Source organism: Streptomyces sp. B5E4 (assembly GCF_039871555.1).
Lineage (GTDB): Bacteria > Actinomycetota > Actinomycetes > Streptomycetales > Streptomycetaceae > Streptomyces.
In genome coordinates this window covers 79,085-104,071 of the sequence record NZ_JBDPMI010000028.1, presented here as the reverse complement: position 1 = coordinate 104,071, position 24,987 = coordinate 79,085, and the positions used below count along the sequence as shown (strand labels likewise).

Annotated in this window: 13 protein-coding genes and 1 pseudogene; 9 read left to right on the top strand and 5 right to left on the bottom strand. The window is 74.7% G+C overall.

Annotated elements, in window-relative coordinates:
- The first annotated feature begins 122 nt into the window (after window positions 1-122).
- Window positions 123-4,649, top strand: a complete 4,527-nt coding sequence (locus tag ABGA99_RS28685) for an RHS repeat-associated core domain-containing protein (RefSeq protein WP_347575016.1) — start codon at window positions 123-125, stop codon at window positions 4,647-4,649.
- Window positions 4,649-4,954, top strand: coding sequence for a hypothetical protein (locus ABGA99_RS28680; RefSeq protein WP_347575017.1), 306 nt, complete (start codon window positions 4,649-4,651; stop codon window positions 4,952-4,954). The genes ABGA99_RS28685 and ABGA99_RS28680 overlap by 1 nt, the downstream gene beginning before the upstream one ends.
- 21 nt (window positions 4,955-4,975) lie before the next feature.
- On the opposite strand, the gene ABGA99_RS28675 is transcribed toward ABGA99_RS28680, so the two are convergent.
- Genes ABGA99_RS28675 through ABGA99_RS28655 form a run of 5 tightly spaced genes read right to left on the bottom strand, consistent with a single transcriptional unit; the run spans window position 4,976 to window position 11,580 of the window.
- Complete coding sequence (locus tag ABGA99_RS28675) at window positions 4,976-6,022, bottom strand: hypothetical protein (protein WP_347583736.1); 1,047 nt, start codon at window positions 6,020-6,022, stop codon at window positions 4,976-4,978.
- Window positions 6,019-8,517 (bottom strand): Hsp70 family protein, encoded by a 2,499-nt coding sequence (locus tag ABGA99_RS28670; RefSeq protein ID WP_347583735.1) that lies wholly within the window; start codon window positions 8,515-8,517, stop codon window positions 6,019-6,021. The genes ABGA99_RS28675 and ABGA99_RS28670 overlap by 4 nt, the downstream gene beginning before the upstream one ends.
- Window positions 8,514-9,119, bottom strand: a complete 606-nt coding sequence (locus tag ABGA99_RS28665) for a hypothetical protein (protein WP_347583734.1) — start codon at window positions 9,117-9,119, stop codon at window positions 8,514-8,516. Before ABGA99_RS28665 ends, ABGA99_RS28670 begins: the two co-directional genes overlap by 4 nt.
- Window positions 9,120-9,148: 29 nt before the next feature.
- Entirely contained in the window at window positions 9,149-10,342 is a 1,194-nt protein-coding gene (locus tag ABGA99_RS28660) for a hypothetical protein (protein WP_347583733.1), read from the bottom strand.
- A complete protein-coding gene (locus ABGA99_RS28655; RefSeq protein WP_347583732.1) occupies window positions 10,339-11,580 on the bottom strand; it encodes a serine/threonine-protein kinase in 1,242 nt (413 codons plus the stop codon). Before ABGA99_RS28655 ends, ABGA99_RS28660 begins: the two co-directional genes overlap by 4 nt.
- A 440-nt stretch (window positions 11,581-12,020) precedes the next feature.
- Between ABGA99_RS28655 and ABGA99_RS28650 the strand changes: the two genes are divergently transcribed.
- The 7 genes and pseudogenes from ABGA99_RS28650 to ABGA99_RS28620 all read left to right on the top strand — a co-directional run bounded on the left by ABGA99_RS28650 (window position 12,021) and on the right by ABGA99_RS28620 (window position 24,961).
- The gene (locus ABGA99_RS28650; protein WP_347583739.1) at window positions 12,021-14,150 is read left to right on the top strand and encodes a BTAD domain-containing putative transcriptional regulator; all 2,130 of its coding nucleotides are present in this window, start codon (window positions 12,021-12,023) and stop codon (window positions 14,148-14,150) included.
- Between the two features lie 5 nt (window positions 14,151-14,155).
- On the top strand, window positions 14,156-16,324 hold the full coding sequence (locus ABGA99_RS28645; protein WP_347583731.1) for a TOMM precursor leader peptide-binding protein: 2,169 nt from the start codon (window positions 14,156-14,158) through the stop codon (window positions 16,322-16,324).
- Window positions 16,311-18,301, top strand: a pseudogene (locus ABGA99_RS28640) (TOMM precursor leader peptide-binding protein). Before ABGA99_RS28645 ends, ABGA99_RS28640 begins: the two are co-directional and overlap by 14 nt.
- A gap of 49 nt (window positions 18,302-18,350) precedes the next feature.
- Window positions 18,351-19,982, top strand: coding sequence for a nitroreductase family protein (locus ABGA99_RS28635; RefSeq protein ID WP_347583730.1), 1,632 nt, complete (start codon window positions 18,351-18,353; stop codon window positions 19,980-19,982).
- A 10-nt stretch (window positions 19,983-19,992) separates the two neighbouring features.
- Window positions 19,993-22,806, top strand: coding sequence for a lantibiotic dehydratase (locus ABGA99_RS28630; protein WP_347583729.1), 2,814 nt, complete (start codon window positions 19,993-19,995; stop codon window positions 22,804-22,806).
- A complete protein-coding gene (locus tag ABGA99_RS28625; RefSeq protein WP_347575027.1) occupies window positions 22,803-23,855 on the top strand; it encodes a lantibiotic dehydratase C-terminal domain-containing protein in 1,053 nt (350 codons plus the stop codon). The genes ABGA99_RS28630 and ABGA99_RS28625 overlap by 4 nt, the downstream gene beginning before the upstream one ends.
- The gene (locus ABGA99_RS28620) at window positions 23,852-24,961 is read left to right on the top strand and encodes a M50 family metallopeptidase (RefSeq protein WP_347575028.1); all 1,110 of its coding nucleotides are present in this window, start codon (window positions 23,852-23,854) and stop codon (window positions 24,959-24,961) included. Before ABGA99_RS28625 ends, ABGA99_RS28620 begins: the two co-directional genes overlap by 4 nt.
- Window positions 24,962-24,987: the final 26 nt, after the last annotated feature.

Genomic DNA, 24,987 nt, shown 5'->3' with positions numbered 1-24,987 from the left:
GCTGCTCCCGGGAGCCGCGTGTCGGACGCCTCCGCGGAACCGCGTACGCATCATCGCCGTCTTCAACTGAAGTGTCTCTGTTGCGACGTTGTTGACCGGGTGACGCGAAGGGCGGGGGACCGGTGGCGAATCGACCTACGGACTGGCACGTACTCGACCTGGATGACGACCCGACCCCGGGGGATCCCGAGCGGGTCAAGCAACTGGCGCGTGAATTGCATGACTTCGCCGATGATGTGGCGGATGCGTTGCGGCAGATCAAGGGCATGGCCGGTGAGGACGCGCTCCTTCGCTGGGCGGGGAAGACGGCGAAGGCGTTCCAGGACGAGTTCGACGAGGTTCCGAAGAATCTGAAGAAGCTCCAGCGGTCGTACGACCTGGCGGGTGACGCGCTGGCCGCGTACTGGCCGAAGCTGGAGCGGGCCCAGTCGCTGGCCGACAAGGCGCTGGCCAAGGGGCGGGAGGCCCAGAGCGAGCTGACCGCTGCCAACGGGCGCCTCGATTCGGCGAATTCGTGGGTCGACCGGGCGACGAAGAAGACGGAGGAGTACGACGAGAAGGAGGGCAAGGAGAAGCCCGACGAGTCCGAGGTCCGCGCCGCGACCCGTAACGCCACCGACGCCAAGTCCGCCCAGTCCTCAGCGCAGACGGCGGTCGACAACGCGGAATCCGGGCTCGAAGCGGCGAAGAAGATGGCGGCGGACGCGAAGAAGATGCGTGAGGACGCGGCGTCCGAGGCGAAGGACAAGCTGGATGACGCCTCGGATGCGGGTATTCAGAACCGGAAGTGGTGGGAGAAGGCGGTCGACTGGGTCAAGGACAACTGGGACACCATCGTCAGCGTCTGCAAGGTCATCGTCGCGGTCCTGGGCATCGTCGTCCTCATCATCGGCGGACCGCTCGCCTGGGTCGTCCTGGCCGCGGCGCTCGTCGTCCTGGCCGACACGCTCTACAAGTACATGAACGGCCAAGCCTCCCTCTTCGACGTCGCCATGGCCGCCCTCGACTGCATCCCCGGCATGAAGGGGCTGACCTCCCTGGCCAAGCTGGGCAAGGGCCTCACGGCGCTCAAGGGCGGTCTCAAGGGGATGGCCCTGGGCGCCAAGGGCCTGGCCAAGGCCGGCGGGCGCGCCATGAAGAAGCTCTTCACCTGCGGCGACCCCGTGGACGTCGCCACCGGCGAACTGGTCATGTCGGCGAACGACGTCAGCCTCCCCGGCACCCTGTCGCTCACGCTGGAGCGGCATCACCGCAGCGGCTTCCGTCACGGCCGGCTCTTCGGCCTCTCCTGGGCTTCCACCCTCGACCAGCAGCTCGTGGCCGACGAGGTCGGCGTGCGGTACCACACCGAGGACGGCATGGTGCTGTACTACCCGGCTCCCGGAGCGGACGAAGGCCCGGTGCTCCCCGTCGAAGGACCCCGCTGGCCGCTGGAGGTCGCGGAGGCCGCGCCGGACCCCGCGACCGGCGGCAGCGTGCTGGTCGTCCGGCGTCCCGAGACCGGTCAGAGCTTTCATTTCCGAGCCGTCCCAGGCAGGCCGGGCACGGAGTCCGCGCTCACCGCGGTCACCGACCGCAACGGCACCGGCATCTCGGTGCGGTACGACGCCGAGGGCTTCCCCGCCAAGATCGTCCACTCCGGCGGCTACCGGGTCGGGGTCGTCGTCGCCCAGGGCCGGATCGCCGAGTTCCGGCTGGTCGGCGAGGGGGACGAGACGACCCTCGTGTCCTTCGGCTACGACGAGCACGGCAACCTTTCCGACGTCGTCAACTCCTCCGGTCTCCCGCTGCGCTTCACCTACGACGACGAGCACCGCATCACGAGCTGGCTGGACCGCAACCGGACGTCGTACCGGTACGAGTACGACGCCGCCGGCCGCTGCGTCCACAGCTACGGCTCCGGTGGCCTGCTGGACTACTCGTACGTCTACGACGAGCGGACCCGGACCACCACGGCCACCAACTCCCTCGGCGCCACCATCCGTTACGCGTTCAACGACTCGTACCGGCCCATCGCGGAGACCGACCCCCTCGGCCACACGACCCACCGCACGTGGGACCGCCACGATCGGCTGACCGCGCTCACCGACCCCCTCGGCCGCACCACCCGCTTCACGTACGACGAGCAGGGAAACACCACCTCCGTCACGCACCCGGACGGCACGGTGTCGACGGCGGAGTACAACGAGCTCGGGCTGCCGGCGACGGTGCGCACTCCCGGTGAGCGGCAGTGGGAGTACGCCTACGACGACGCCGGGAACATGGTGCGCGCGACCGATCCCACCGGCGCGGCCACCCGGTACGAGTACGACGACGCGGGCAGTCTGGTCGTGGTCTCCGACCCCGTCGGCGGCGTCCGGCGCATCGTCTCCGACCGGGCCGGCCTGCCGGTGAGCGTCATCGACCCCGGCGATACGACCACGACGTACGAGCGGGACGCGTTCGGCCGCCCGACCGCGGTCGTGGAGGCCACCGGGGCCAGGACCGAACTGCGGTGGTCGATCGAGGGGCTGCTGATCGGGAAGACAGGGCCGGACGGCGCCTCCGAGACCTGGACGTACGACGGGGAGGGCAACTGCACGAGCCACGTCGATCCGATCGGCGGCACGACCCGGTTCGGCATCGGCCCCTTCGACGTGGTCGAGGAACGGACGGACCCGGACGGCGCGCGGTACACGTTCACCCACGACTCGGAGCTGCGCCTCACCGAGGTGCGCAACCCGCTCGGCCAGGTGTGGCGCTACACCTACGACGCGGTCGGCCGCACCGTCGCGGAGACCGACTTCGACGGCCGCGAGCACCTGCGTGAGTTCGACGCCGCAGACCAGCTCACCAGGCGCGTGAACCCGGTCGGAGAGACGCTGGAGCTGCGCTACGACACCATGGGGCGGCTGATCGGCCAGCGGGCCGGCCGGGCCGAGTCCACCTTCCGCTACGACGACGCCGGGGAGATGGTGGAGGCCGCAGGACCGCATGCCGTCATCCGGTGGGAGCGGGACCTCCTCGGCCGCATCCTGACGGAGACGGTCGACGGGCGGACGCTGCGATTCTCGTACGACGCGGCCGGCCGCCGGCTCGACCGGCTCACCCCCGCGGGCTCTTCGTCGGCCTGGTCGTACGACCGGGCCGGGAACCCGGCCCGGCTCACGGTGGACGGCCACACGCTGGACTTCCGCCACGACGCCGCCGGCCACGAGCTCGCCCGCCGGATCGCGGGCGGCCCGGTCGCCGTCACCAGTGAGTGGGATGCGGCCGGCCGGCTCCACGAGCAGGCGCTGCCGGGCGGCGCCGGCGACCGGCCGGCGAAACGGTCCTACCGCTACCGCGGTGACGGCGTGCCCACGGAGATCCACGACCCCTACGGGGGTCGCGTCGAGATGACCGTGGACGCGATGGGCCGGATCACGGAAGCGGTCTCCGACGGCGGGACGGAGACCTACTCCTACGACGCGGCGGGCAACCAGGTCGCAGCGGACTGGCCCGGGCAGCCCCACGACGAGGGCGCCGCCGGGGCCCGGAGCTACACCGGCACGCTCCTCGAACGCGCCGGCGGCGTGCGCTACGAGTACGACGGCGCGGGGCGGCCGCTCGTCCGCCGCCGGAAGCGCCTGTCCCGCAAGCCCGACGTCTGGCGGTACGAGTGGGACGCAGAGGACCGGCTCGTGGCCCTGACCACCCCGGACGGAGCGCGGTGGCGGTACCTGTACGACCCGCTGGGCCGGCGCACCGCGAAACAGCGGCTCGACGAGGCCGGAGACGTCGTCGAGCAGACGGTGTTCGTCTGGGACGGCGGCACCCTCGTGGAGCAGACCAGCACGGGCGCGGGGCTGCCGTATCCGGTCACCCAGACCTGGAACCACGACCGGCACCGGCCGCTCACCCAGTCCGAGCGGATCACGGACGCCGAAGCGGCTCAGGAGGTCGTCGACTCCCGGTTCTTCGCGATCGTCACCGATCTCGTCGGCACCCCGACGGAACTCCTCGACGGGACGAGCGGCCACACCGCATGGCGCAGCCGCACGACGATCTGGGGAAACACCGCGTGGAGCGCCGACTCGACCGCGTACTGCCCGCTGCGCTTCCCCGGCCAGTACTTCGACCCGGAAAGCGGTCTGCACTACAACTACTTCCGTTACTACGACCCGGGGACGGCGCGGTACCTCACCCCGGATCCGCTCGGGCTCGACCCGGCGCCGAACCCGACGGCGTACGTCACGAACCCGCTCGTGTGGTCCGATCCGTTCGGTCTGGCGCCCTGTACGATCCTCGCCGACACGGACCTCATGGTGAAGGCCATGAGGGGCCACGCCAATGCGCTCGCGGAGATTCAGAGCAAGATCGTGAAGATCACCCCGAACCAGCTACGCGAGTTCCTCGACGTCACCAACGGCATGAACGCGCGCAAGGCGTTCCTCAAGGACAACAGCATTTCCGTCATCTCTCCCGCCGACGCCCGCAGGTGGGCGTCGAGCCCCGAGTTCAAGGAGATGTTCGCCAAGGTGATGAAGTCGGGTCACTCGCGTGGCGACGCGGCGCTGGTGGCCTTCGCGCGCGCCAGCGGGATCGAGGCGGTGACCATGGAGAAGCGCCTGTCGAACTTCGTGAACATGACGCTCCAGGTGCCCGACGTGATCCGGAGGGTCACCTGATGGGGATGTACAACTACCTGGACGCGGAGATGACGTGCCCGCGGTGCGGCGAGCAGTGCACGGCGGAGATCGAGTTCACGTTCGGCCTGCTCGACCTCCGTCGGTACGCGGTCGGCGATGCCGTCGACTGGGGGGTGAAGGGCCTGCGCCACCCCCGGACGCGGCCCCCGGACGGCAATTACGCCGACGAGGGGTACGCCGAGTGCCAGTGCTGCCACAAGGACTACTTCGTGCTCATCCGGGTGGAGGCGGACCGGATCGTCTCGGCCGAGGTGGATCCGACCAAACCCGGTCACATCCCGTAGTAGTCGCGTCGAAGTCGAGGGTCACCCGCGGCTTTTCCCGGGGGGTTCCTCCTTCGGGGTGATCACCACCGTTACCGTGCGGTTCTTCGCGTCCTCGGTGTACGGGGCGTTTCGCTGGTCCGCGCTTGACGTCGTGAATGCCGTCAGGGGTCTGCCGCTTGCCGTGCTGAGTTCGCGGGCCGCGATCAGGGCGCGCCAGAGGGCCAGCACCGAGCCGCCGCTGCGGGGGGCGTCGGGGACCGTGGCGGCGTGGCCGTGGATGGTGATGCGGGCGTCCGTCCGGGTCAGGTGTTCGCCCAGGACCGCGAGGCGGGTGGCGCCTTTTGGGGTCAGTTCCGCGCCTTCGGAGAAGAGGCCCTCCGCGAAGGCCACCTCCACGGAGCCGCCCGTTACCCGGGGGCGGAGGCCCGGGGAGCGGAGGGTGGCCGCCAGGGCCTCGGCCGCCTCCTCGTGGCGGGTCTCCTGCCGCGTGCGGTCTGCCTCCCGGGCCGTCGCCAGTTCCTTCCTCACGCGCTCCTCGATCTGCTGCTCCGTCGCCGCGGCCCTCTCCGTGCCCGACCGCACCGGCTCCTCGTCGCCCGTCAGCGCCACCGCGCCCGTCGCCAGCACCGCCGCCGCGCAGACCGCCGCCACCACCGCCGTACGGGTGCGGTGGCGGGCCAGGGCGGCTCGGGGGCCGTCGGCCGTGAGGCGGGTGAGGCGGGTGAGGCCGGCGCGGGCGGCGGGGTCGGCGGGGTGGCGGGCCTGGAGGCGGCGCCAGTAGGTCGCGGCGGCGTCCAGTTCGCCGCGCTGGGCGTGGACGCGGGCGAACAGGTCCAGGACCTCCGGGCGATCGCCCACCGCGTGGGCGTCCCCGGCCTCCGCCGCGCGCAGGAGGCGCAGCGCCTCGTCCAGGTCGCCCGCCCGCGCCGTCGTGCGGACCCGCGCCACCAGCAGGGCCGCCCGCAGCGTGCTCGACGCCGCCGGGGCGTCGCCGCCCCGCGCCGGGTCGCCGCCCGGTGCCGTACCGTCCCGCGACGTACCGCCCGGTGGCGTACCCGCCGCTGTCGTCCTCGTGTCCGTGCTCACCTGACCCCGCCCTCCTTCTGCCCCATCCCGTCCGCGACCTCCGGCGGCAGCAGCCGCCGCAGCCGCTGGTTCACCCCCGGGAGTGCGCGCCGGTCGCCCGCCGCCATCGCCCGCCTGCCGTCGCGGATCGCCGCGTCCGCCTGGGTGCGCGGATGCATCAGGTCGCGCATCTCCACCAGCGCGTTGAACACCACGAAGTCCCACTCGTCCGTCCGCCGCAGCAGCTCCACCTGGAACTCCTCCGCGCGCTTCACCAGCTTCCGCAGGTCCGCCGGCGTCGCGTCCCCGCCCAGCGCGCTCGCGCGGGCGCGCAGGTTCTCCAGCTCCCGGCGGTCGGAGGGAGTCCCGCCGACCTGCGTGATGATGTCCTCGCACGCGCCGAGTACGTCCCACAGCCGGCGTTCGAGGCCGGGGATCTCGATGGCCTCCTCGATGTCGTCGAGTTCGGCCTCCAGGTCGCGCATCCGGCGGTCGCTGGTCACCGCCGCGCCCGTGTCGACGCCCGCGGCGTCCACTTCCCGGCCGAGCTGCGTCAGGGGGCGGTGTTCCTCCAGTTTCCGCAGCCGGGTCCCGGCCTGCTCGGCGTGCTCGGACTCCGCGTCGTCCTTCAGGCCGCGCAGGCGCTGCTCCAGGCGCCGCAGCCGGCCGGCCAGCTCGTCCTGGCCGGGCGCGTGGAGTTCGGTGCGGTTGATCGTCGCCTCGAACTGCTGCTGGACCAGCGGGATATGGGCGGTGACCAGGGCCTCCCTGCTGCTCGCCTCGATCTCGAACGTCACCTCGACCTCGCTCTCCGCCGGCAGGTCGATACGCACGTCGCGCGGCCGGATCTCCAACTGCCCCACCCGCGTGTTGCGCTCGGCGCGCGGCCGTTCGCCCTCCAGCAGCGGGATACGGATCACCGCGTCCGGCTCGGAGCGGTGCAGCGGGATCGTGGTGCGGTAGATCTTCGTCACCATGGCCGGCAGTGTCGTGCCCTTGCGGAGCAGCGGGTCGAACGAGCCGTCGGCCCGGCCGATGCCGAGGGTGCCCGTGAGCACCGCCTCGCCGGGGACGACCTTCGCGTGCGTGATCGACAGGGTGTCGCCGGCGAGCTTCTGCCGCGTACCGGAGGCGTCGGTCAGCTCGACGGTGAAGCGGGAGGTGACGCCGGCGGTGAGGGCGACCTCGGTGTAGAAGGTGCCGTCCTGGGAGAGCGCGGTACGGGGGCCGCGGAACGGCGGCTGTCCGTTCGGGTTGCCGAGCACGACGGCGTACCGGGTGAAGTCCACCGCGCTGCCGCTCGTCACCTTGCCCGACACCGGGATGTCGGTGGTGTCGACGCTCTGCGTGGGGTAGTTCAGCTCCACCGCGAACTCGCCCGGGGCGGCGGCCCGCACCTTCCGCGGCCGCCGTACGGTACGGGCGAACGCCGCCGCGCCGCGGGCCACCACCGTCGTCGGGTCCTGGCTGTGGTCCACCTCGATGCCGAGCCCGGTGTCCGGGTCGGTGAGCAGCGCGCGCAGTCCCGGGCTGAGCGTCGAGCCGCCGGCCAGGAGCAGCCGGTCGATGTGGTCGGGGCGCAGCGCGCTCTCGGCCAGCGCCTCCCGGCAGAGCTTGATCGCGCGGGTGTAGAAGGGGAGGGCGAGGTCGTCGAGCGCACCCCGGGTCAGGGTGAACTCGAAGTTCTCGGTGTCGCCGTTGCCGTCGTCCAGATCGCAGGCGATGTCGATCTTCTCCATCCGGGACAGCGCGATCTTCGCGTTCTCCGCCTCCGCCTTGAGCTTGGCGAAGTTGCCCAGCCAGCGGCGGTTGCTCCGGTGGAAGTCCGCCAGCCCCAGCGCGCGGCGGACGGCGGGGACCAGCAGGTCGTCGACGACCGCCCAGTCGATGAGCTTCCCGCCGAGGTAGGGGTCGCCCGCGTGCTGGATGAGCTGCAGTTCGCCGTCGCGCTTGCTCATCACCGCGGCGTCGAACGTGCCGCCGCCGAGGTCGAACACCATCCAGTGCGCGGAGTCCGAGGTGTCCTGCACGCCGTACGCGATGGCGGCGGCGGTCGGCTCCTGCACCAGCGGGCAGTGCTCGCTGAGCCCGGCCAGGGCGGCGGCCTCGGAGGTGGCGGTGTTCTGGTTGAGGGCGAAGGCCGCGGGCACGGTGATCACCGCGACCTCCGGCGCGTACCCCGTCTCGGCCGCGACGTCCTGCCGCAGCGACTTCAGCACCTCGGCGGACAACTCCTCGGGGGTGAGCGACAGTCCGGCGCGCTCGAACCGGCGCGCCGCCCCCGCCACCCCCATCTCCAGCTTGAACTCGGCGTGCGCGTTGGCCGGGTCGGACTCCGTGCGCTCCTTGGCCCGCCGGCCCACGTGGACGATGTCCTTCTTCGGGATGTAGACGGCGGAGGGGGAGTAGTCCCATTGCTCGTTGTTCTTGACGATGCGTACGCCGCCGTCCTCCGCCACCGCGATCGCGCTGTTCGTGGTGCCGAGGTCGATGCCGTAGTCGATGGTCTCGCTCACGCCGGGGTCTCCTTGGTCGTCTCTGGACCGGGGGTCTGCGCGGGCCTGCCGACGATGACCTGGCCCATCTGGATGCGCCGGCCGCGGAAGTAGACGGACGGCCGTACGGTCTCCAGCACGATCTCGCGGGTCAGCTCCGGGTCGTCCTGGAAGACCAGCGCCTCCAGGGAGAGGCCGGAGTCGAACGGCTCGCCGTCGTGCTCCTGGATCTCCAGCCCGTCGTCGGCGAGCGCCTGGCGGCTCGCGCGGACCTGGAGGCGGACCTGCCGCAGGTCGGCGGGCGAGAGCCTGCCGGCGTCCTGGTCGAGCTTGCGCAGCGCGCGCCAGATGCCGGTGGCCGCGCCCACCAGGGCACCGGAACCGGCGCCGCCGGCCGTGGAGTCGCCGGCCGTGGAGTCGGCGGTGCCGGTCTCCGCGTCGGCGGACGAGGCCACCGCCGCTGCCGCCTCCGCCGCCTCCACCTCCGCCAGGACCTCCGCGACCCATGCCGTCTGCGCCGGGTCGAGCTGCGGCGGCGGGACACGGAACTCGGGCGGCTGGCGCCACTGTCCGAGCGCGGCGCCGAGGCGCCCCCTGGCCCGGTGGCGTGCGTGCTGTGTCATCGGAGCCCTTCCCTGGGTGGCGTACGAGTTCATTGCGCGACCATGCCGACGACGAAGATCCCGCCGAAGACGAGGGGGACCGCGAGGGCCGGCCCCACCGTCACCCCGCCGACGATTCCGCCGATGATCGTCGCCAGAACGAAGAGGCAGGTCAGGCACTCGCGGGGCTTCATCCGGTTCGGCCCGGCACCCGGGCGGCCGTGCCGGACGGCCGTCAGGTTCTGGTCGATCTGCGCCTGGTCGCGCTGCGGGGCGATCCTGCTCGCGGTCTCCATCACCTCGATCAGCGAGCGCTGGAACGGTTTCTGCAGGCCCGCCCCGCAGATCCCGAGCGCGACGTTGTTCAGCGCCACGGTGACCGTGTGCGCCATCTCCTCGGACCGGGACTCCGAGACGAACCGTGTCAGCGACTCGAAGTCCGCGTACGCCGGCAGCACCCGCTGTTCCAGCGCCGCGAGGGCGTCCGCGTGCTGCCCGGCCTCGTGCCGCTCGCCTGCGGTCCGCAGCGCGTCCTTGAGCCGGTCGACGGACTCCTCGACGGTGTCCTCGAAGACGTCGGGGAGCGGCCCCGCGAAGACCGGGTACTGCGCCCAGCCGGCGCTGACCTCCGCCAGCCGCGGCCGCGCGGCCCGGTCGTCGGCGAGTTCGGCGAACGGGCTGAGCAGCAGCCCGGGGACGCCGGCCAGGAAGTCGTCGGGGGAGTAGTCGTCGAGCCGCGGGTCGGCCAGGGCGGTCATGCGGTGGGCGAGGTGGCCGCGGAGGTCGGTGTTCTCCAGCAGCGCCGCCCAGCGCGACGCGGCGGCGCCCCAGTGCCACGCCGCATCGCCCCCGCCCGGCGGGGGGAGGGCACCGGTCTCCGCCTCGATGGCCCGGCTGTGCGCGCGTACGGCGTCGTCGTGCCGCTCGTGCGTCGAGGGACTGCACCCGCAGCCGAGGTCGGCGTCCCGCCAGTACCACAGCAGCTCGTCCACGAGCCGGCGCCGCGGATCCTGGAACTCCTCGAAGGCGAGCCGGACTTCCTCCTTGCGGTGCCCGCCCGGCACCGGCGAGTCGGCGTCGCCCCGCCAGGTCTCCTCGACGGCCAGCCGGGCGTCCAGCCGCTGTCTGTGCCGCCGTACCGCGGGTCCCCGGGCGTCCACGGACAGTCCGGTGACGGCGAAGATGTTCCTGCGGTACAGCCGCAGACCCGCCAGGTCCGCGAAGCGGGCCGGGGACTCCTTCACTGAACGACTCCTCTACGCCAGGTCGCGAGCCGGGTCAGATGCCGCTCCCGCAGGCGGGGGTGGCGGCTGAGGGCTGCTTCGAGTTGGTCGGCCGCGTCGGCCAGGCGGCCGGGGACGCGGGAGAGCGCGATGGCGGTGCGCACGAGCTCGTCGGCGGGCGGGGGCGCGGGCGTCGCGGCGGACGGCTCCGGCGGCGGCTTCGCGAGCGGCGGCGCGGCGGGTGGCGGTTCCGCGTGTACGGGCCGCGGGGACGGCGGCTTCATGGGGGACGACTGCGCGGGGGACGACTGCGCGGGCGGCGGCTCCGTGCGCGGCGGCCGCGCGGGTGGCCGCTCCGCCGGCAAGGCCGTCGGCCGGCCCGGGGGTTCGGCGCGCTCCGCCACCTCGCGCATCGCCGGCCGCTCGGCCGGGTCGACCCGCAGCATCTCCGCCACCAGCCACTCCAGCTCGGCGTCCGCGTCGTCGTTGAAGTCCCCCGGCGGCCGCAGCGGGTGCTCGAACCGCTCCGGCGAGAACGCCCGCGCCGGGTCGTCCGCGTCGTACGGGAAGCGGTTCGTGAGCAGGAAGTAGACGATCGTGCCCAGCGCCCAGACGTCCCCGGCGGACGAGTAGCCGCGGCCGCGGATGAGGACTTCGGGCGGCATGTACGCGACTGTGCCCTGCGCGCTCGCCGCCCGCGTCACCGGATCGGTCTCCCGCGCCAGCCCGAAGTCGCTCACCTTGACCCGCAGTCCGGACTCGTCGTACGCGACGAGCACGTTGGCCAGCGACAAGTCCCGGTGCACGACCGGCTGCCGGCGCTCATGGGCGACGGACAGCCCGTCGGCCGCCTGCCGCAGCACGGCGGTGACCTGCGGGACGGGGACGACGCCGCCGTGGCTCTCGACCAGCCGCTGCAGGCTGCCCCCGGCCACGTATTCCATGGTGAAGTAGCCGCGTACGCCGTCCGTCGTGTCCACCGTGCCCGCGTCGAACACCCGGATGATGCTGGGATGGCCGAGGGTCGACAGGATGCGCGCCTCGTCGAGCCGGCTGAAGTTGGCGCCGAGGGAGGCGCCGTGCTTGAAGAGCTTGAGCGCCTGCCAGCCGAGCACGTGGTGGCGGACGCGGTACACCTCGGCGAACGCGCCCTCGCCCAGCCTGCGGTCCACCACCAGCCCTTCGTGGACCCGCTGCCCGGGGGCGAGGAGGGGGTCGCGCGCGCCGGTCGCGCCGCGCGTCGTCCGGTATGCCGCCATCGGCGCGCTCCCCCTCTCCCCCTGCCCTGCCGCGGTCGCGGAGCCCCGGTGGACGTACGGCCGGAGCCCGGTGGCCCATCGGAATCGTTGTATCCCGGCGGCCCCGGGACCCCTCCCGCGCCCGGTGGCGCGGAGCGGGGAGATGACGGGCGGTGGACATGCGCTCGGCCCGCGGCAGACGCGCGGCTGGACGCCGGTTGGCGGACGGTTGGGGGCGGTCCCGCTTCGGGGGGATCTGGCCGCTTGCTGCCCGCGCCGGTGCAGGTTCATGACAGCTTCCGGCCTGCCCGGAGGGGGTTTTACGCGGGTAGCGTCGCGAGCGTCCTTCCGACCCCACCCAGGACACAGGTGGCTCGCATGACGACCCGGATCACGCTCCCACCCCCGCCCGCATTCCCCCCGCACGGCTCCACCGGCCCCCGGAGGCGCCGGTGAGCGCGGTGCGGTTCCAGCTGCTCGGCCCGCTGAGCATCACCGACGGCGGCGAGACCGTCGTCCTGCAACCCTCCAAGCCGGCCAACCTGCTCGCCGCCCTGCTGCTCAACGCGGGCTCCATCGTCTCCGTCGACTACCTGCAGCGCATGGTCTGGGGCGACGAGCAGCCGGCCACCGCGCGGGCCGCACTGCAGACGTGCGTGCTGCGGCTGCGGCGGCTCTTCGCCAGGCATGAGGTGGTCGACACCCCCATCGAGGCGGTGCCCGGCGGCTACCGGATCACCGCGGGCGCGCGCTTCCTCGACCTCGTCGAGTTCCGCGACCGGGTACGGCGCACGCAGGAGCCGGGCCTGTCGGCGGAGGCGGCGACGGGGGCGCTGCAGGGGGCGCTGGCGCTGTGGCAGACCGGGGTGCTGGCCAACGTACGGTCGGAGGCGATCCACCGCGACGAGGTGCCGCGGCTGCTGGAGGAGCGGCTGCGGGTCGTGGAGCGGCTGTGCGACCTGCGGCTGGAGCTGGGGCAGTGCGGGCAGGCGCTGGTGGACCTGTGGAACGTCACCCGCGCGCACCCCGATCACGGCCGGTTCCGGGAGCAGTTGATCGAGGCGCTGTACCGCACGGGGCGGCAGACGGAGGCGCTGGCGGAGTACCGCGGCTTCAAGGCCTACCTCGCGGACGGCCTCGGCGTCGGGCCCTCGGCCGCGCTGCAGCGGCTGGAGCTGTCGATCCTGCGCGGCGAGGACCTGGGTCCGGCGACCGAGCCGCCCGCCCTGGCCGGGCTCCCGGCCGGGGCGCCGGCCGCGCCCGCGCCGGCCCCCGACCCGCCGGGGCTGCCGCCGGTGCCGTGGTTCACCGGGCGGGCGGAGGCGGTGGCGACGCTGCGGCGGCGGCTGACCGCGGAGCCGGACGGCTCGGGCACGCCGGTGGCCGAACTCGTCTGCGGCGGGCCCGGGATCGGCAAGACCGCCCTCGCCCAGCAGGTGGCCCATCTCGTACGCGACCACTTCCCCGGCGGCCAGACGCTGGTGCCCATGGCGGAGCCGGACGGCTCGCCGCGCGGCGCGGCGGAGGTCGTCGACGAACTCGCCGCGCGGCTCGGGACGCCGGAGGCCGGCTCCGGCCCACGGGCGCTGCTGATCCTGGACGACGTGGTCGACGCGGCCCAGGCGGGCGACGTGCTGGCCGCGGTACCCGGGCACGGGGTGCTGCTCACCAGCCGGCTGGGGCTCGCCGGGCTGGTCGCCACCCACGGCGTACGGGTCCACCGCCTCGGGCCGCTCCCCGCCGCGGAGGCGCGGGAGCTACTGACGGCGGTCCTCGGCGCGGAGCGGGTGGCCGACGAGCCCAGCGGCGCGGAGGAACTGGCCGGGGTGTGCGGCCACCACCCGCTGGCGCTGGTCATCGCCGCCGCCCGGCTCGGCACCCGGCCGGCGCTGGGGCTCGGCGACTGCGCCCGCTGGCTGGCCGACGACCCGCTGGGCCGGCTGTCGCTCAGCGGCCACCCGCGGATGTCGGTGGTGGAGCTGTTCGACGCGGCCCTGGACCGTCTCGACCCCGATCTCGCGGCGGCGTACGTCGCGCTCGGCGCGCTCGACGAACCCGGCTGGCACGCGGAGGACGGGGCTGCGGTGCTGGGGCTGCCGGTCGCGGAGTGCGAGGCGGTCCTCGAACGGCTCGCGGACGCGGGGCTGGTGGAGGACGGCCCGCCGGGTCCGTACCACCCGCATCTGCTGCTGCGGCTGCACGTGCGGCTGGTGGCGGGGCGGGACGGCCGGACGGACGAGCCGGGCGAGGCCGGGGCGGTGAGCGGGGTCGGTACGTCCGGCCGGGCCGGTACGCCGGGTCGGGCCGGTGGGCCGGGCCCGACCGGCGGGCCCGGTCAGGACATCCGGTCGAGCCGGGCCCGTCCGTCGGCCCAGTCCGGTCTGTCGGCCCAGTCCGGTCTGTCGGCCCAGTCCGGTCAGGCGGGCCAGTCCGGTCAGGCGGGCCCGGACAGCCGGTCGGGCCACGCCCCGCAGCCGGGCCCCACCGGCCGGCCCGGTCAGCCCGGCTCCGCCGGCCCGGCCAACTCGCCCAGCCAGCCCAGTCGGTCGACCCAGTCGAACCGGACCAGTCAGCCGAGACAGAAGGTGTGAGAGGGATGCCACGAGCGTTCGACGACCTCGCCGGGATGCGGCCCAGGCTGCGCCGGGACGTGCTGTTCACCCAGACCCCCGGAGGCGTGCTGTTCCACAACGCCGACGGCGGCTTCCACCTGGCAGGTCGCACGGCGTACCGCTTCGCCTCCCTGATCGTTCCGCACCTCGACGGCAGCCGCCCGCTCACCGACATCTGCGCCGGGCTCGGCGCCCCGCAGCGGGCGATGGTCGCGGAGCTGGTCGGCTCGCTGGTGGAGCGGGACTTCGCCCGCGACGCCGCGCCGGCCGTCGAGCCCGGTCCGCCGGCCGCGGTCGCGGAGCGGTTCGCGGCGCAGATCGCGTACGTCGACCACTACGTGGACGAGGCCGCGGCCCGCTTCGCCCGCTTCCGCGGCACCCGGGTGGCGGTCCTCGGCACGGGCGAGGCGGCGCGCTGGTGCGTGCTGGGTCTGATACGCAACGGGCTCGCCGCCGTCGCCGCCGAGGAGCGGCCGGGGGCGGCGCTCGCCGAGGCCGGCGAGCTGACCGCCGCCGGCTGCCCGGCCGCGCTCGACGCCGTGGACGCCGACGCGCTCGGCTCCTACCAGGTGCTCGTCGTGACCGGCGCCGACGCGCCCGCCCGCACCCACGCCCTGCTGCGGGCCGGCCTCGCCGAGGGCCAGCTCCTCATCCCCGCCTGGACGTTCGGCGACCGCGTCGTCGTCGGCCCCCGCTCCGGCGGGCTGACCGCGGGCTGCCTCGGCTGCGCCCTGCTGCGGCTCGGCGACACCACCGACCCCGCGGCCGCGGCGGCGCTGCTCGCGGAGCTGGCGGGGGTGGCCGAGCCGGCCGCGGTTCCGGCGGGCGGGGCGCTGGCCGGGCCGGTCGCGGCGATGGTCGGCAATCTGCTCGCGTACGAGATCTTCCGTACCGTCACCGGCGCGCTGCCCGCGGAGACCGAGGGCCAGGTGCTCATCCAGGACCTGGACTCGCTCGACGTCGTCGCCGAGCCGCTGCGCCCGCACCCGCGCTGCCCGCGGTGTGCGGGACCGGCCGCGGGCCCCGGGGCGGACGGCTCGGAGCTGCGGCCGGAGGAGCTGACGGTCGCGGAGCCGGTGACGGTGGAGACGGCCCGCGACGCGGAGGAACTGGTCGCCGGGCTCAACCGGCTCGGAGACGCGCTCATCCGCCCGCACGTCGGCGTGTTCACCCGCTACCGCGACGAGGAGCTGACGCAGACGCCGCTGAAGGTCAGCCGCATCGAGGTGCCGCTGGGCGCGGGCCGGCGGCTGGTCTCGGCGTTCGACGTGCACCACCTGGCGGGCGCGCGCGGGCGCGGCCTGCGCGCGGCGGCGACGCTGTACGCGGAGTACGCCGCGCCCGTACGGCCGCTGCCGGAACTCCCGGCGCGGCTGCGGCGGCTGGGGCCCGAGGCGCTGGTCGCGTCCGGCGGCACGGGGGTCGCCGCGGACGCGGTGACGGCGTGGGCGCGGGTCACGTCGCTGCTGACGAAGGACGAAGCCGCCGTGCCGGCGGCGGCGTTGTGCCCCTCGGGGGCGGCGAACCGGGACGGCCTGGTGCTGCGCGGTTCGTGGGGTACGGGTGCGGGGGAGTGCGCGGGCGAGGCGGCGGGGCACGCCCTGCTGTCGGCGCTGGCGCACGAGGCGTTGCTGCGCGCGGCTCGGGGTGGTCACGGGGCTACCCCGGTCCGCGCGCAGCGAACGTCGGACGACCCGGAGTGGGTCTTCCTGGCCCGCTCGGCGGAGACGCTGGGCGTGCCGGTGGAGCTGCTGGACCTGGGGGAGTCGGAGCGCAGCGGGGTGTCGGTGGCGCTGGCCCGGGAGCCGGGGGTGGGCGCGCGCTGGGCGGTGGGCGCCTCGCTGACCCCGGCGGGGGCGGCGGTCGCGGCGCTGCGGGACCTGCTGGGGCAGGTGCAGTTGGCGGCGGAGACGGGGGAGGCGCCGGACACGGGCGACGAGTTGCTGCCGGACCTGGCCCCGGGCGCGATACAGCCGTCCGGCGGGGACGGCGGGGACGGTGGGCCGGTGACGTTCCCGGCGGTCCTGGACCGTCTCCGCGCCGCGGGCCGCGACGTGTGGTGGCGGGACACCACCCCGGCCGACCTGCGGTCGGCCGGCCTGTACACCGCCCGGGTGCTGCTGACCACGGAGTCCGCCGGTGCCGACGACTGACGTGTGGACCGCCGGGTGCGCGGACGTGGCCTCGGATCTGGCGGCCCGCCTGGCAGCGCTGCTGCCCGCGCCCCCGCGGGTGGAGGTGGCCCCGCTGGGGCTCACGAACGCCTTCGCGGAGCCGGCGGTCCGGGCGGGTGGCGCCGTCGGCGGTCCGCGTCCCCCTGCCGCTGCGGGCGCGGTTCCCGTACGGATCTACGGGCGGCACGCCCTCGTGGGGCCGCTCGCCGAGGCCGGGCGGCGGGGGTGCGTGCGGTGTCTGGAGCGGCGCTGGCAGGCCGCGCGGTCGCGGCAACTGCGGGAGGCCGTCGAACTCGGGGGTGACACCGGGGCCGCCGGAGTGCCGCCGCAGTGGGGGCCGTTCGCCGCCGAGGCGCTCGCCGGTGTCGTGGCCCGGGTCGTCTCCACCGCTCGCCGTGAGACCACGGCCGGTCGCGGTGGCACCGCCCCCCGCGACACCGCCGATCCCCGCCCCGCCCCCTTCCCCCACGTCCACCAGCTCGACCTCGGCGACCTCACCGTCCGCCGCTACCCCCTCGTCCCCGACCCCGAGTGCCCCGGCTGCGGTCCCCGGGAGCGGGAGCCGAAGACGCCGCCGTCCTCGACCTCGTCCCGTCCCCCAAGTACCGCCCCGGCGCCTTCCGTACCCGCGCGCTCGCGGACTACGACCTGCCCATCGCGGCGTTCGCGAATCCCGTCTGCGGGGCCCTCGGGCCCACCGTCGTGCTCGACGTGTCGTCCACCTCCACCTCCGCCACCATCGGCTGCTTCTCGCTCCGCTCCGGCGACTACCTCCGCGAGACGTTCTGGGGCGGCCACGCCGACACCTTCCGCGACAGCCTGCGCATCGGCGTCCTGGAGGGCCTGGAGCGCTACGCCGGCATGCGTCCCCGCGCCCGCGCGACCACCGTGCGGGCCAGCCTCGACCAGCTCACCGCCGCCGGCCGGCCCGCCCTCGACCCCCGCCGCTGCGGCCTCTACGCCCCGGAGTTCCACACGGCGACGGGCATCGCCCCGTTCACGCCCGAGCGCGAGGTCTCCTGGGTCTGGGGTCACTCCCTCACCGAGCGCCGCCCCCTGCTCGTGCCCGAAGTGCTGACGTACTACCACACCCCGGGCCTGGCCGACCGCTTCGTGCAGGAGAGCTCCAACGGCTGTGCCTCCGGCGGCTCCGCCGCCGAGGCCGTCTACTACGGGCTGATGGAGGTCGTCGAGCGCGACGCCTTCCTCCTCGCCTGGTACGGGCAGCAGCCCCTGACCGAACTGGACCCCGCCTCCGCCACCCGCCCCGCCACCCGGCAGATGGTCGCGCGGCTGGAGATGTACGGCTACCGCGCCCGGTTCTTCGACGCCGCGCTGACCTTCCCCATCCCGGTCGTCACCGGTGTCGCCGAGCGCTACGACGGCGGGCCCGGCCGGATGTGCTTCGGCGCCGGCGCCGGGCTCGACCCCGAGGCGGCGCTCGCCTCCGCGCTGGACGAGATCGCCACCGATGCCGTCAACCTCGCGGGCCGTACGGAGCGCGAGGAGGTCCGGCTGAAGGCGATGGCCGCCGACTTCGGCCAGGTCGCCGCCCTCCACGACCACCCGCTCGTCTACGGGCTGCCCGAGATGGCCCGCCACGCCGACTTCCTCCTGAAGACCGACCGGCCCCCCGTGCCCCTGCACGAGCGGTACGGCGCGCGCACCCTGCCCGTCTCCGACGACCTCGCCGACGACGCCGCCGCGTGCGTGGCGGCGGTCGCCGAGGCCGGGTTCGAGGTGATCGTCGTCGACCAGACCCTGCCCGAGCAGCGGGAGCGGGGGCTGTGGACGGTCAGCGTGCTCGTACCGGGGCTGCTGCCCATCGACTTCGGCTGGTCCCGGCAGCGGGCGCTGGGGATGCCCCGGCTGCGTACGGGGCTGCGCGAGGCCGGCCTGCGCGACCACGACCTCACCGACGCCGAGCTGAACCCCGCACCGCACCCGTTCCCCTGACCGACCCGACCGAACTCGCGGAAGCCACCACCCGGAGAAGGAGCAGACGATGGGATACGCCCACGGATACGCGACCGCGATCATGCATCGCGGCCGGGTGCCGATGGAGCCGGTGGACTTCGTGCCCGACTGGGCGGACGGTCCCCGCAAGACCAAGCACTACCCCGGTGCGGACCGGCTGCCGCTGCCGGCGGGACCCGCGTACCCGGCGTACGCCACCGTCGAGCGCGGGCTGCTGACCCCCGCGGGCGGCGGCGGGCCCGCGTTCGACCTCGGGCTGCTCGCCGGGCTGCTGCGGGACTCGTACGGGCTGGTGGGCCGGCGCCTCGGCGTGCAGGCCAACACGGACCTTAGCGCCCTGCCGTTCTACCCCCTCGCCAACTGGTCCCGCGGCACCGCCTCCGGCGGCGGCCTCTACCCCGTCTCCGTCTACTGGGTCAGCGGCCCCTCCGCGCCCGTACCGCCCGGCGTCCACCACTACTCGCCCCGCCACCACGCCCTGCGCCGGCTGCTGACCGGCGACGTCAGCGGGGTGGTGCGCGAGGCGCTGGGGGAGGGGGCGCCGGGTCCCGGGACGGACCAGTTCCTGGTGCTGGGCGTGAAGTACTGGCAGAACTCCTTCAAGTACAACAGCTTCTCCTTCCACGCGGTGAGCATGGACGTGGGCGCACTGCTGGGCACCTGGCGGACGTGGGCGGGCGCGCGGGGGACGGCGCTGGAGCCGGCGCTGTGGTTCGACGAGGAGCGGCTGACGCGGCTGCTCGGGGTCGCCGGCGAGGAGGAGGGGATCTTCGCGGTCGTCCCGCTGCCGTGGGCGGGGTACGGGGTCGCCGCGCGGCCCGGGGACGACGCCCCCGGCGCGCCGCTGCCCGCCGCGCCCCCCGAGGTCTCCGTCCGCCGCCGCGACAGCGAACGCTCCCGTACCGTCCTGGCCTTCGACGCCCTCACCTCCATGCACCACGCGACCGCCGCCGACGCCGCCGCCCGCCCCGCCCCCGGCGCGCTCGCCGCCGCCGCGGCCCCCGCGCCCGGCCCGGGGCGGCCCGAGACGGCGCTGCCGCGGCGGGCACCGCTGGCCCGGGACGTACGGGCGGCGCTGCGCGCGCGGCGCAGCAGCTTCGGGCGGTTCGCGGCCGAACGGCCGCTGGACGGCGCCCATCTGACGGCCTGCCTGGCCGCCGCCGCGGGCGGCTCCCGGCTCGGCGGGGACGGGGCGGCGGCGGGCGCGGACGGCCTCGTCAAGATGTACGCGCTGGTCAACCACGTGACCGGGGTGGCGCCCGGCACGTATGAGTACGTGCCGGGCGGCGACCCCGGCGCGCTGCGGTGCGTCTCGGCGGAGCCGCCGGGCGCGTTCCTCCAGGAGAACTACTTCCTGGCCAACTACAACCTGGAGCAGGCCGCCGCGGTGCTCGTGCCCACGGTCCGCACGCACAGCGTGCTCGACGCGGTCGGCGACCGCGGCTACCGCCTGGTCAACGCGCTCATCGGCGGCGTCGCCCAGGCCACGTACACCGCGGCGGCGGCGCTGGACGTCGGCTGCGGGGTGGCGCTGGGCTTCGACAACATCGCGTACCGCGAGCGGTTCGAGCTGGTGGAGACGGACGAGATGCCGCTGCTGATCATGATGCTGGGCCATGAGCGGCGCGGCGCGTCCGACTTCCGCTTCGAGATCGCCTGAGGGGGCGGCCATGGCAACGGAGACGGCCCTCGCCGACGGCGCCGCGCGCACCGCGCCCTCCCTCGGCCCGCGGTTCCTCGCCCGGATAGCCGGTCTGCCCGCCGATGCCGTACGGGCCCTGCGCTCGCCCGCGGTACGGGACTGGGCGGACGGCGTGCTCGCCGCCGAGGCCCGGCTGGCGAAGAACGCCGGGCCGCTGGGCGACCGGCTGCACGACCTCGTCGCCGGACGGGACGACGAGCGGATGCGGCGCGACCTGCTGCGGCTGCGCCGGGAGGTGTTCAACGGACGGCGCCCCGCCGACCCGGGGGCCGCCCTCGCGCTGGTCGACGGGCTGGCGCCGCAGGTCGCCGAGCCGTTGCGGGGCTGGCTGGAGCTGCGGGCCCGGCTGGACGACGACCTGGCGGCGGGCGAGGAGCTGCTGAGCGGCGAACTGCTGCGTACGCGCACCGCGTTGCGCGCCGTCCTCGGCGAGGACCGGCTGCGCGGCGGCGTGCTGCTGGCCTCACCCGTACTCGACGCGCAGGTGGACGCCTTCGCCGCCTCCGACCCGGCGCGCGCGGACAAGCGGACGCGGAAGGTGGAGCGTTCGCTGCTCGCGTACCTCTACCGCACGGCGTGCAAGACGAGCCCGTTCGCCGCCTTCACCTCCGTCGCGCTGGGCCGCCTCACGGACACCGGGCCGACCGACGGCGCGCCCCTGCGCCTCACCGGCCCGTACACCCCCCGCAGCCACCCCCGCCTCAACGTCCTCGCCGTCGGCCGGCTCGCCGACGCCGTGCTCGCCGACCCCCGCCGCCGCGCCGACCTCCCCGTCGCGCCCGCGCCCGGCTGGGGCCGCGACGAGGACCGCGTGCGCTACGTGCGCCGGTGGGTGACCGCCGGTGACGACGACACCGCCGTCACCTTCGACACCGTCAAGGACCAGCTCTTCTTCCTGCGCCGCAGCGGTGTGCTGGAGCGCATGCTCGGGCTGCTGGAGAAGCGGGAGAGCGTCCGCTACGGGGAGTTGGCCGACTGGCTCGGCGCGGATCTGGACGCCGACCGCGAGGCCGTCGACACGTACCTGGCCGCCCTGCTCGACGTCGGCATGGTCCGCGTGCCGTGTCTCGACCTGCGCGCCCACGACACCGATCCCCTCGGCGCCTTCCAGCGCGCGCTGCGCGGCCTCGACCGGCCCTGGGCCGACGACGTCGCCGCGGCGCTGGAGGGGCCGGCGGAGCTGCTGGCCCGGTATCCCGCCGCCGGTCCCGCCGAGCGGCGCGAGCTGCTGGGCGAGTTGCGGCGGCGGCTGGCGGACGTGCAGCGGGAGCTGGGCGTGGCGCAGCCCCGGGTGCCGCGCACGGTGCTGTACGAGGACACGACGGCGCCGGAGGTGACGGCCCCCGGCACCGGGCGGGCGGCCGGCGGGGGGCAGCCCGGCACCGCGCGGCCCGACGCCGCGCGGGCCACCGGGCTCGTGGACGCCCTCGCCGGGCCGCTCGCCGCCGTGGAGCGGGTGCTGCCCGCCTTCGACCTGACGCTGCCGCAGCGGCTGACGCTGCGCGGGTTCTTCCTCGCCCGCTACGGCCCCGGCGGGCGCTGCACCGACCTGCTGAAGCTGATCCACGACTTCCACGAGGACTTCTTCGACCAGTACTTGTCGTTCACCTCGCGCCGCACCCCCTTCGACGCGAAGGGGGAGTACGTACCGGAGGAGAACTGGCTCGGCCTGCCGCACCTTCGGGCGGTCGACGCCGCACGGCGCGCGTTCCACGCCGGGGTACGGGCCCACTGGGCCGACCACGCGGCGGACGACCCCGAACTCGTCCTCGGCACGGGCCTCTTCGACGCCGTCGCCGCCGAACTGGCCGCGCTCCCCGCGGAGCCCGCGCTGCACAGCCACCACGTCCAGCTCGCCGGATCCGAGCCGCTGGTGGTGCTCAACCGCTCGTACGGCGGGCTGCACTTCCCGTTCAGCCGCTTCACCCACTGCTTCGACGGCGCCGACGGCACGCCCGACGGCACCCCCGGCGGCCTCTCCGCGGAACTGCGCACCCGGGCCCGTGAACTCCAGCCCACCGGCGCCGTCTTCGCCGAGGTCACCGGCGGCCCCGTGACCAGCAACCTCAACCTGCACGGCCGCCTCACCGACTACGAGATCGTCTGCCCCGGCGAGACCAGCTCCGTACCCGAGCACTACCGCATCGCCCTGGACGACCTCGGCCTGGAGCACGACCCCGCCACCGACCGGCTGGTGCTGCGCTCGGCGCGGCTGGGCCGCGAGGTGGTGCCGGTCTACCTCGGCTACCTCGTCCCGCTGGCGCTCCCCGAGATCCCCCGCACCCTGCTGCTGCTCTCGCCGACCTCGATGTCCCCGGTCGACGTCTGGGCCGGGGTCCCCGAGGGCGAGCCGGACGACGGGGTCACCCACCGCCCGCGCGTACGCCACGGCCGCCTCGTCCTCGCCCGCCGCTCCTGGCGCGCCCCCGCGACCGCGCTCCCGCCGCGCGCCGCCGGCACCGGGGACGCCGGGTGGCTGCTGGCCTGGCACCGCTGGCGGCGCCGGCACGGGCTGCCCGCCCGGGTCTACGCCATGGTCAAGGACGACGCGGCGCGCGGCGCGACCGGCGCCAAACCGCAGTACCTCGACTTCGACAGCCCGCTGTCGCTGCTGGCCTTCGAGGGCCTGCTGCGCAGCGACGCCGCCCGCGTGACGTTCCGCGAGGCGCTGCCCGACGAGGACGGCCCGTACCTGACGACAGAACACGGCGGGCACGTCGTGGAGCTGGCCGTGGAGACGGCCCCCGCGCCGCCCGGCACCGCAGAAGGGGAGACCCCGTGACCGACCAGCCCGCGCCCCCCGGCGACTGGCAGGCACTGCACGTCTACTACGCCGCCAGCCCCGTCCCCCTGCTCCTCCAATGCGTCCGTCCGCTCGTTCGCGAGCTGCACGACGACGGCCTTCTCGACGGCTGGTTCTTCCTGAACTACTGGCTCGAAGGCCCCCACGTCCGCCTCCGCCTCCGCCCCTCCTCCCCGGGGCGAGAGGCGGAGGTACGGGCGCGCGCGGAGCGCGCCGTCGACGCCTTCCTCGCCGAGCGCCCCGCGCTCTACCAGGTCGACTCCGGCTTCCTCAACGAGTTCTACAACCAGCTCTTCGACATCGAGTTCCGCCCCGAGGACCGCGTCGCCTACACCGACGCCGACGGCCGCATGAACCTGCGGCCCAACAACTCGCGCGCCTGGCTGCCGTACGAGCCCGAGTACGGCAAGTACGGCGGCCCGGCCGGCGTCGCGCTCGCCGAGTGGCACTTCGCCCGCTCCAGCGAGCTGGTGTGCGACGCGCTGCGCGGCAAGAACCTGCACCTGCGCACCGTGCTGCTCGGCACCTCCGCGCAGCTCATGCTGATCATGTCGACCGCGTTCCTGCCCGAGGACGACCGCCTCGCGGACTTCCTCGACCGCTACTACACCTTCTGGCACCGCGCGTTCCCCGACACCGGCTTCATCGGCAGCGCCGAGTACGAGCGCAAGGCCGACGAGGTCGCCCCCGGGCTGCTCACCTGGCACGGCCGCATCCGCGCCGCCGCCGCGGGCGAGGGCACGCTGCCCGCGCTGCTGGACCGCTGGGCGGAGCACTGCCGCGAGCTGCGCGCACGGGTGGTGGAGCTGGCCGGGCGGGGCGAGTTGGTCTTCCGGTCCTGGGACGGCACGCAGGACGAGCCGGTCGACGACCCCGACGAGGCGCTGGAGCGGCTGCTGTCCCCGTATATGCACATGACCAACAACCGGCTGCACGTGACGATCCAGGACGAGGCGTACCTCTCCCACGTCCTGGCCCGGGCGCTGCACGCGCGGGCCGCGGCGCCGGCCACCGGGGGCGCGCGGTGAGCGGTACCAGGGAGTCGCTCGCCGCCCATCAGCCGAGGCTGCGCCCCGAGGTGCTGGTCAGCGACGCGCTGCTGTACGGGCCGCGTACCGTGCACCTGGTCAAGGACACCGCCACCGGGCAGTCCTTCGAGGTCGGGCCGCGCGAGCGGTTCCTGATGGTACGGATGGACGGCTCCCGTACGGTCGCGGAGCTGGGCGGCGAGTACGCGGCCGCCTTCGGCAAGCGGCTCGGCGACGCCCACTTCAGCCGGCTCTTCCAGCTCCTCGGCGGTCGCGGCCTCCTCGACGGCGCCCCCCGCCCCGAGCGGGAGGACGAGCCCGAGCCGCCGCCGGCGCGGAGCCTGCTCGCCGGCAGCGTACGGCTCGTCGCCGACGCCCACGCCACCGCCGGACGGCTCCACCGCGCCACCGGCTTCCTCCTCGGCCGCGTCTGGGGCGCCGTGCTGCTCGCCGCGCTCGGCGCGATGCTGCTGGTGCTCGCCCTGCACCCCGGCGAACTGGTCGACGGCGCCGCGGCCGTGTTCACCCGGCCCGTGCTGCTCGCGGCCGTCGCCACCGCGCTGTGGCTCTCCACCGCGCTGCACGAACTCGCGCACGGGGTCGCGGCGCGGCACCACGGCGGCCGGGTCGGGGAGATCGGGCTGCGCTGGCGGCTGCCCGTGGTGATCATGTACTGCACGGTCGACGACTACATGTACCTGGCCGGACGCCGCGCCCGCATCGTCGTCGCGGGCGCCGGGGCGGTGGCCAACCTGCTGTTCCTGCTGCCGTTCTTCTGCTGGTGGCTGCTCGCTCCCGAGGGCTCGACCCGCGAAGGACTCGCGGGCCTGCTCTTCCTCGGCGTGCTCCAGGCCGCGGCGATGCTGGTGCCGCTCCCGCCGCTCGACGGCTACACCATCGCGGGACAGCTCCTCGGCGGCCTGCGGCTCGCCGAGTCCAGCCGTACGTACCTCTCCCTGGCCCTGCGCCGCTCCCCGGGAGCCGCCGAATACCCGCGCCGCGCCCGCGCCGTCTACACCGGCTACGCGGCCGGGACGCTGCTGACCGTCGTGGCGCTGGCGGCGGTGCTGGTGCTGCTCGTCCGCGCCGTGGTGCTGGCGGCGTAGCCCGATGACCCCCGACCCCCGCGCAG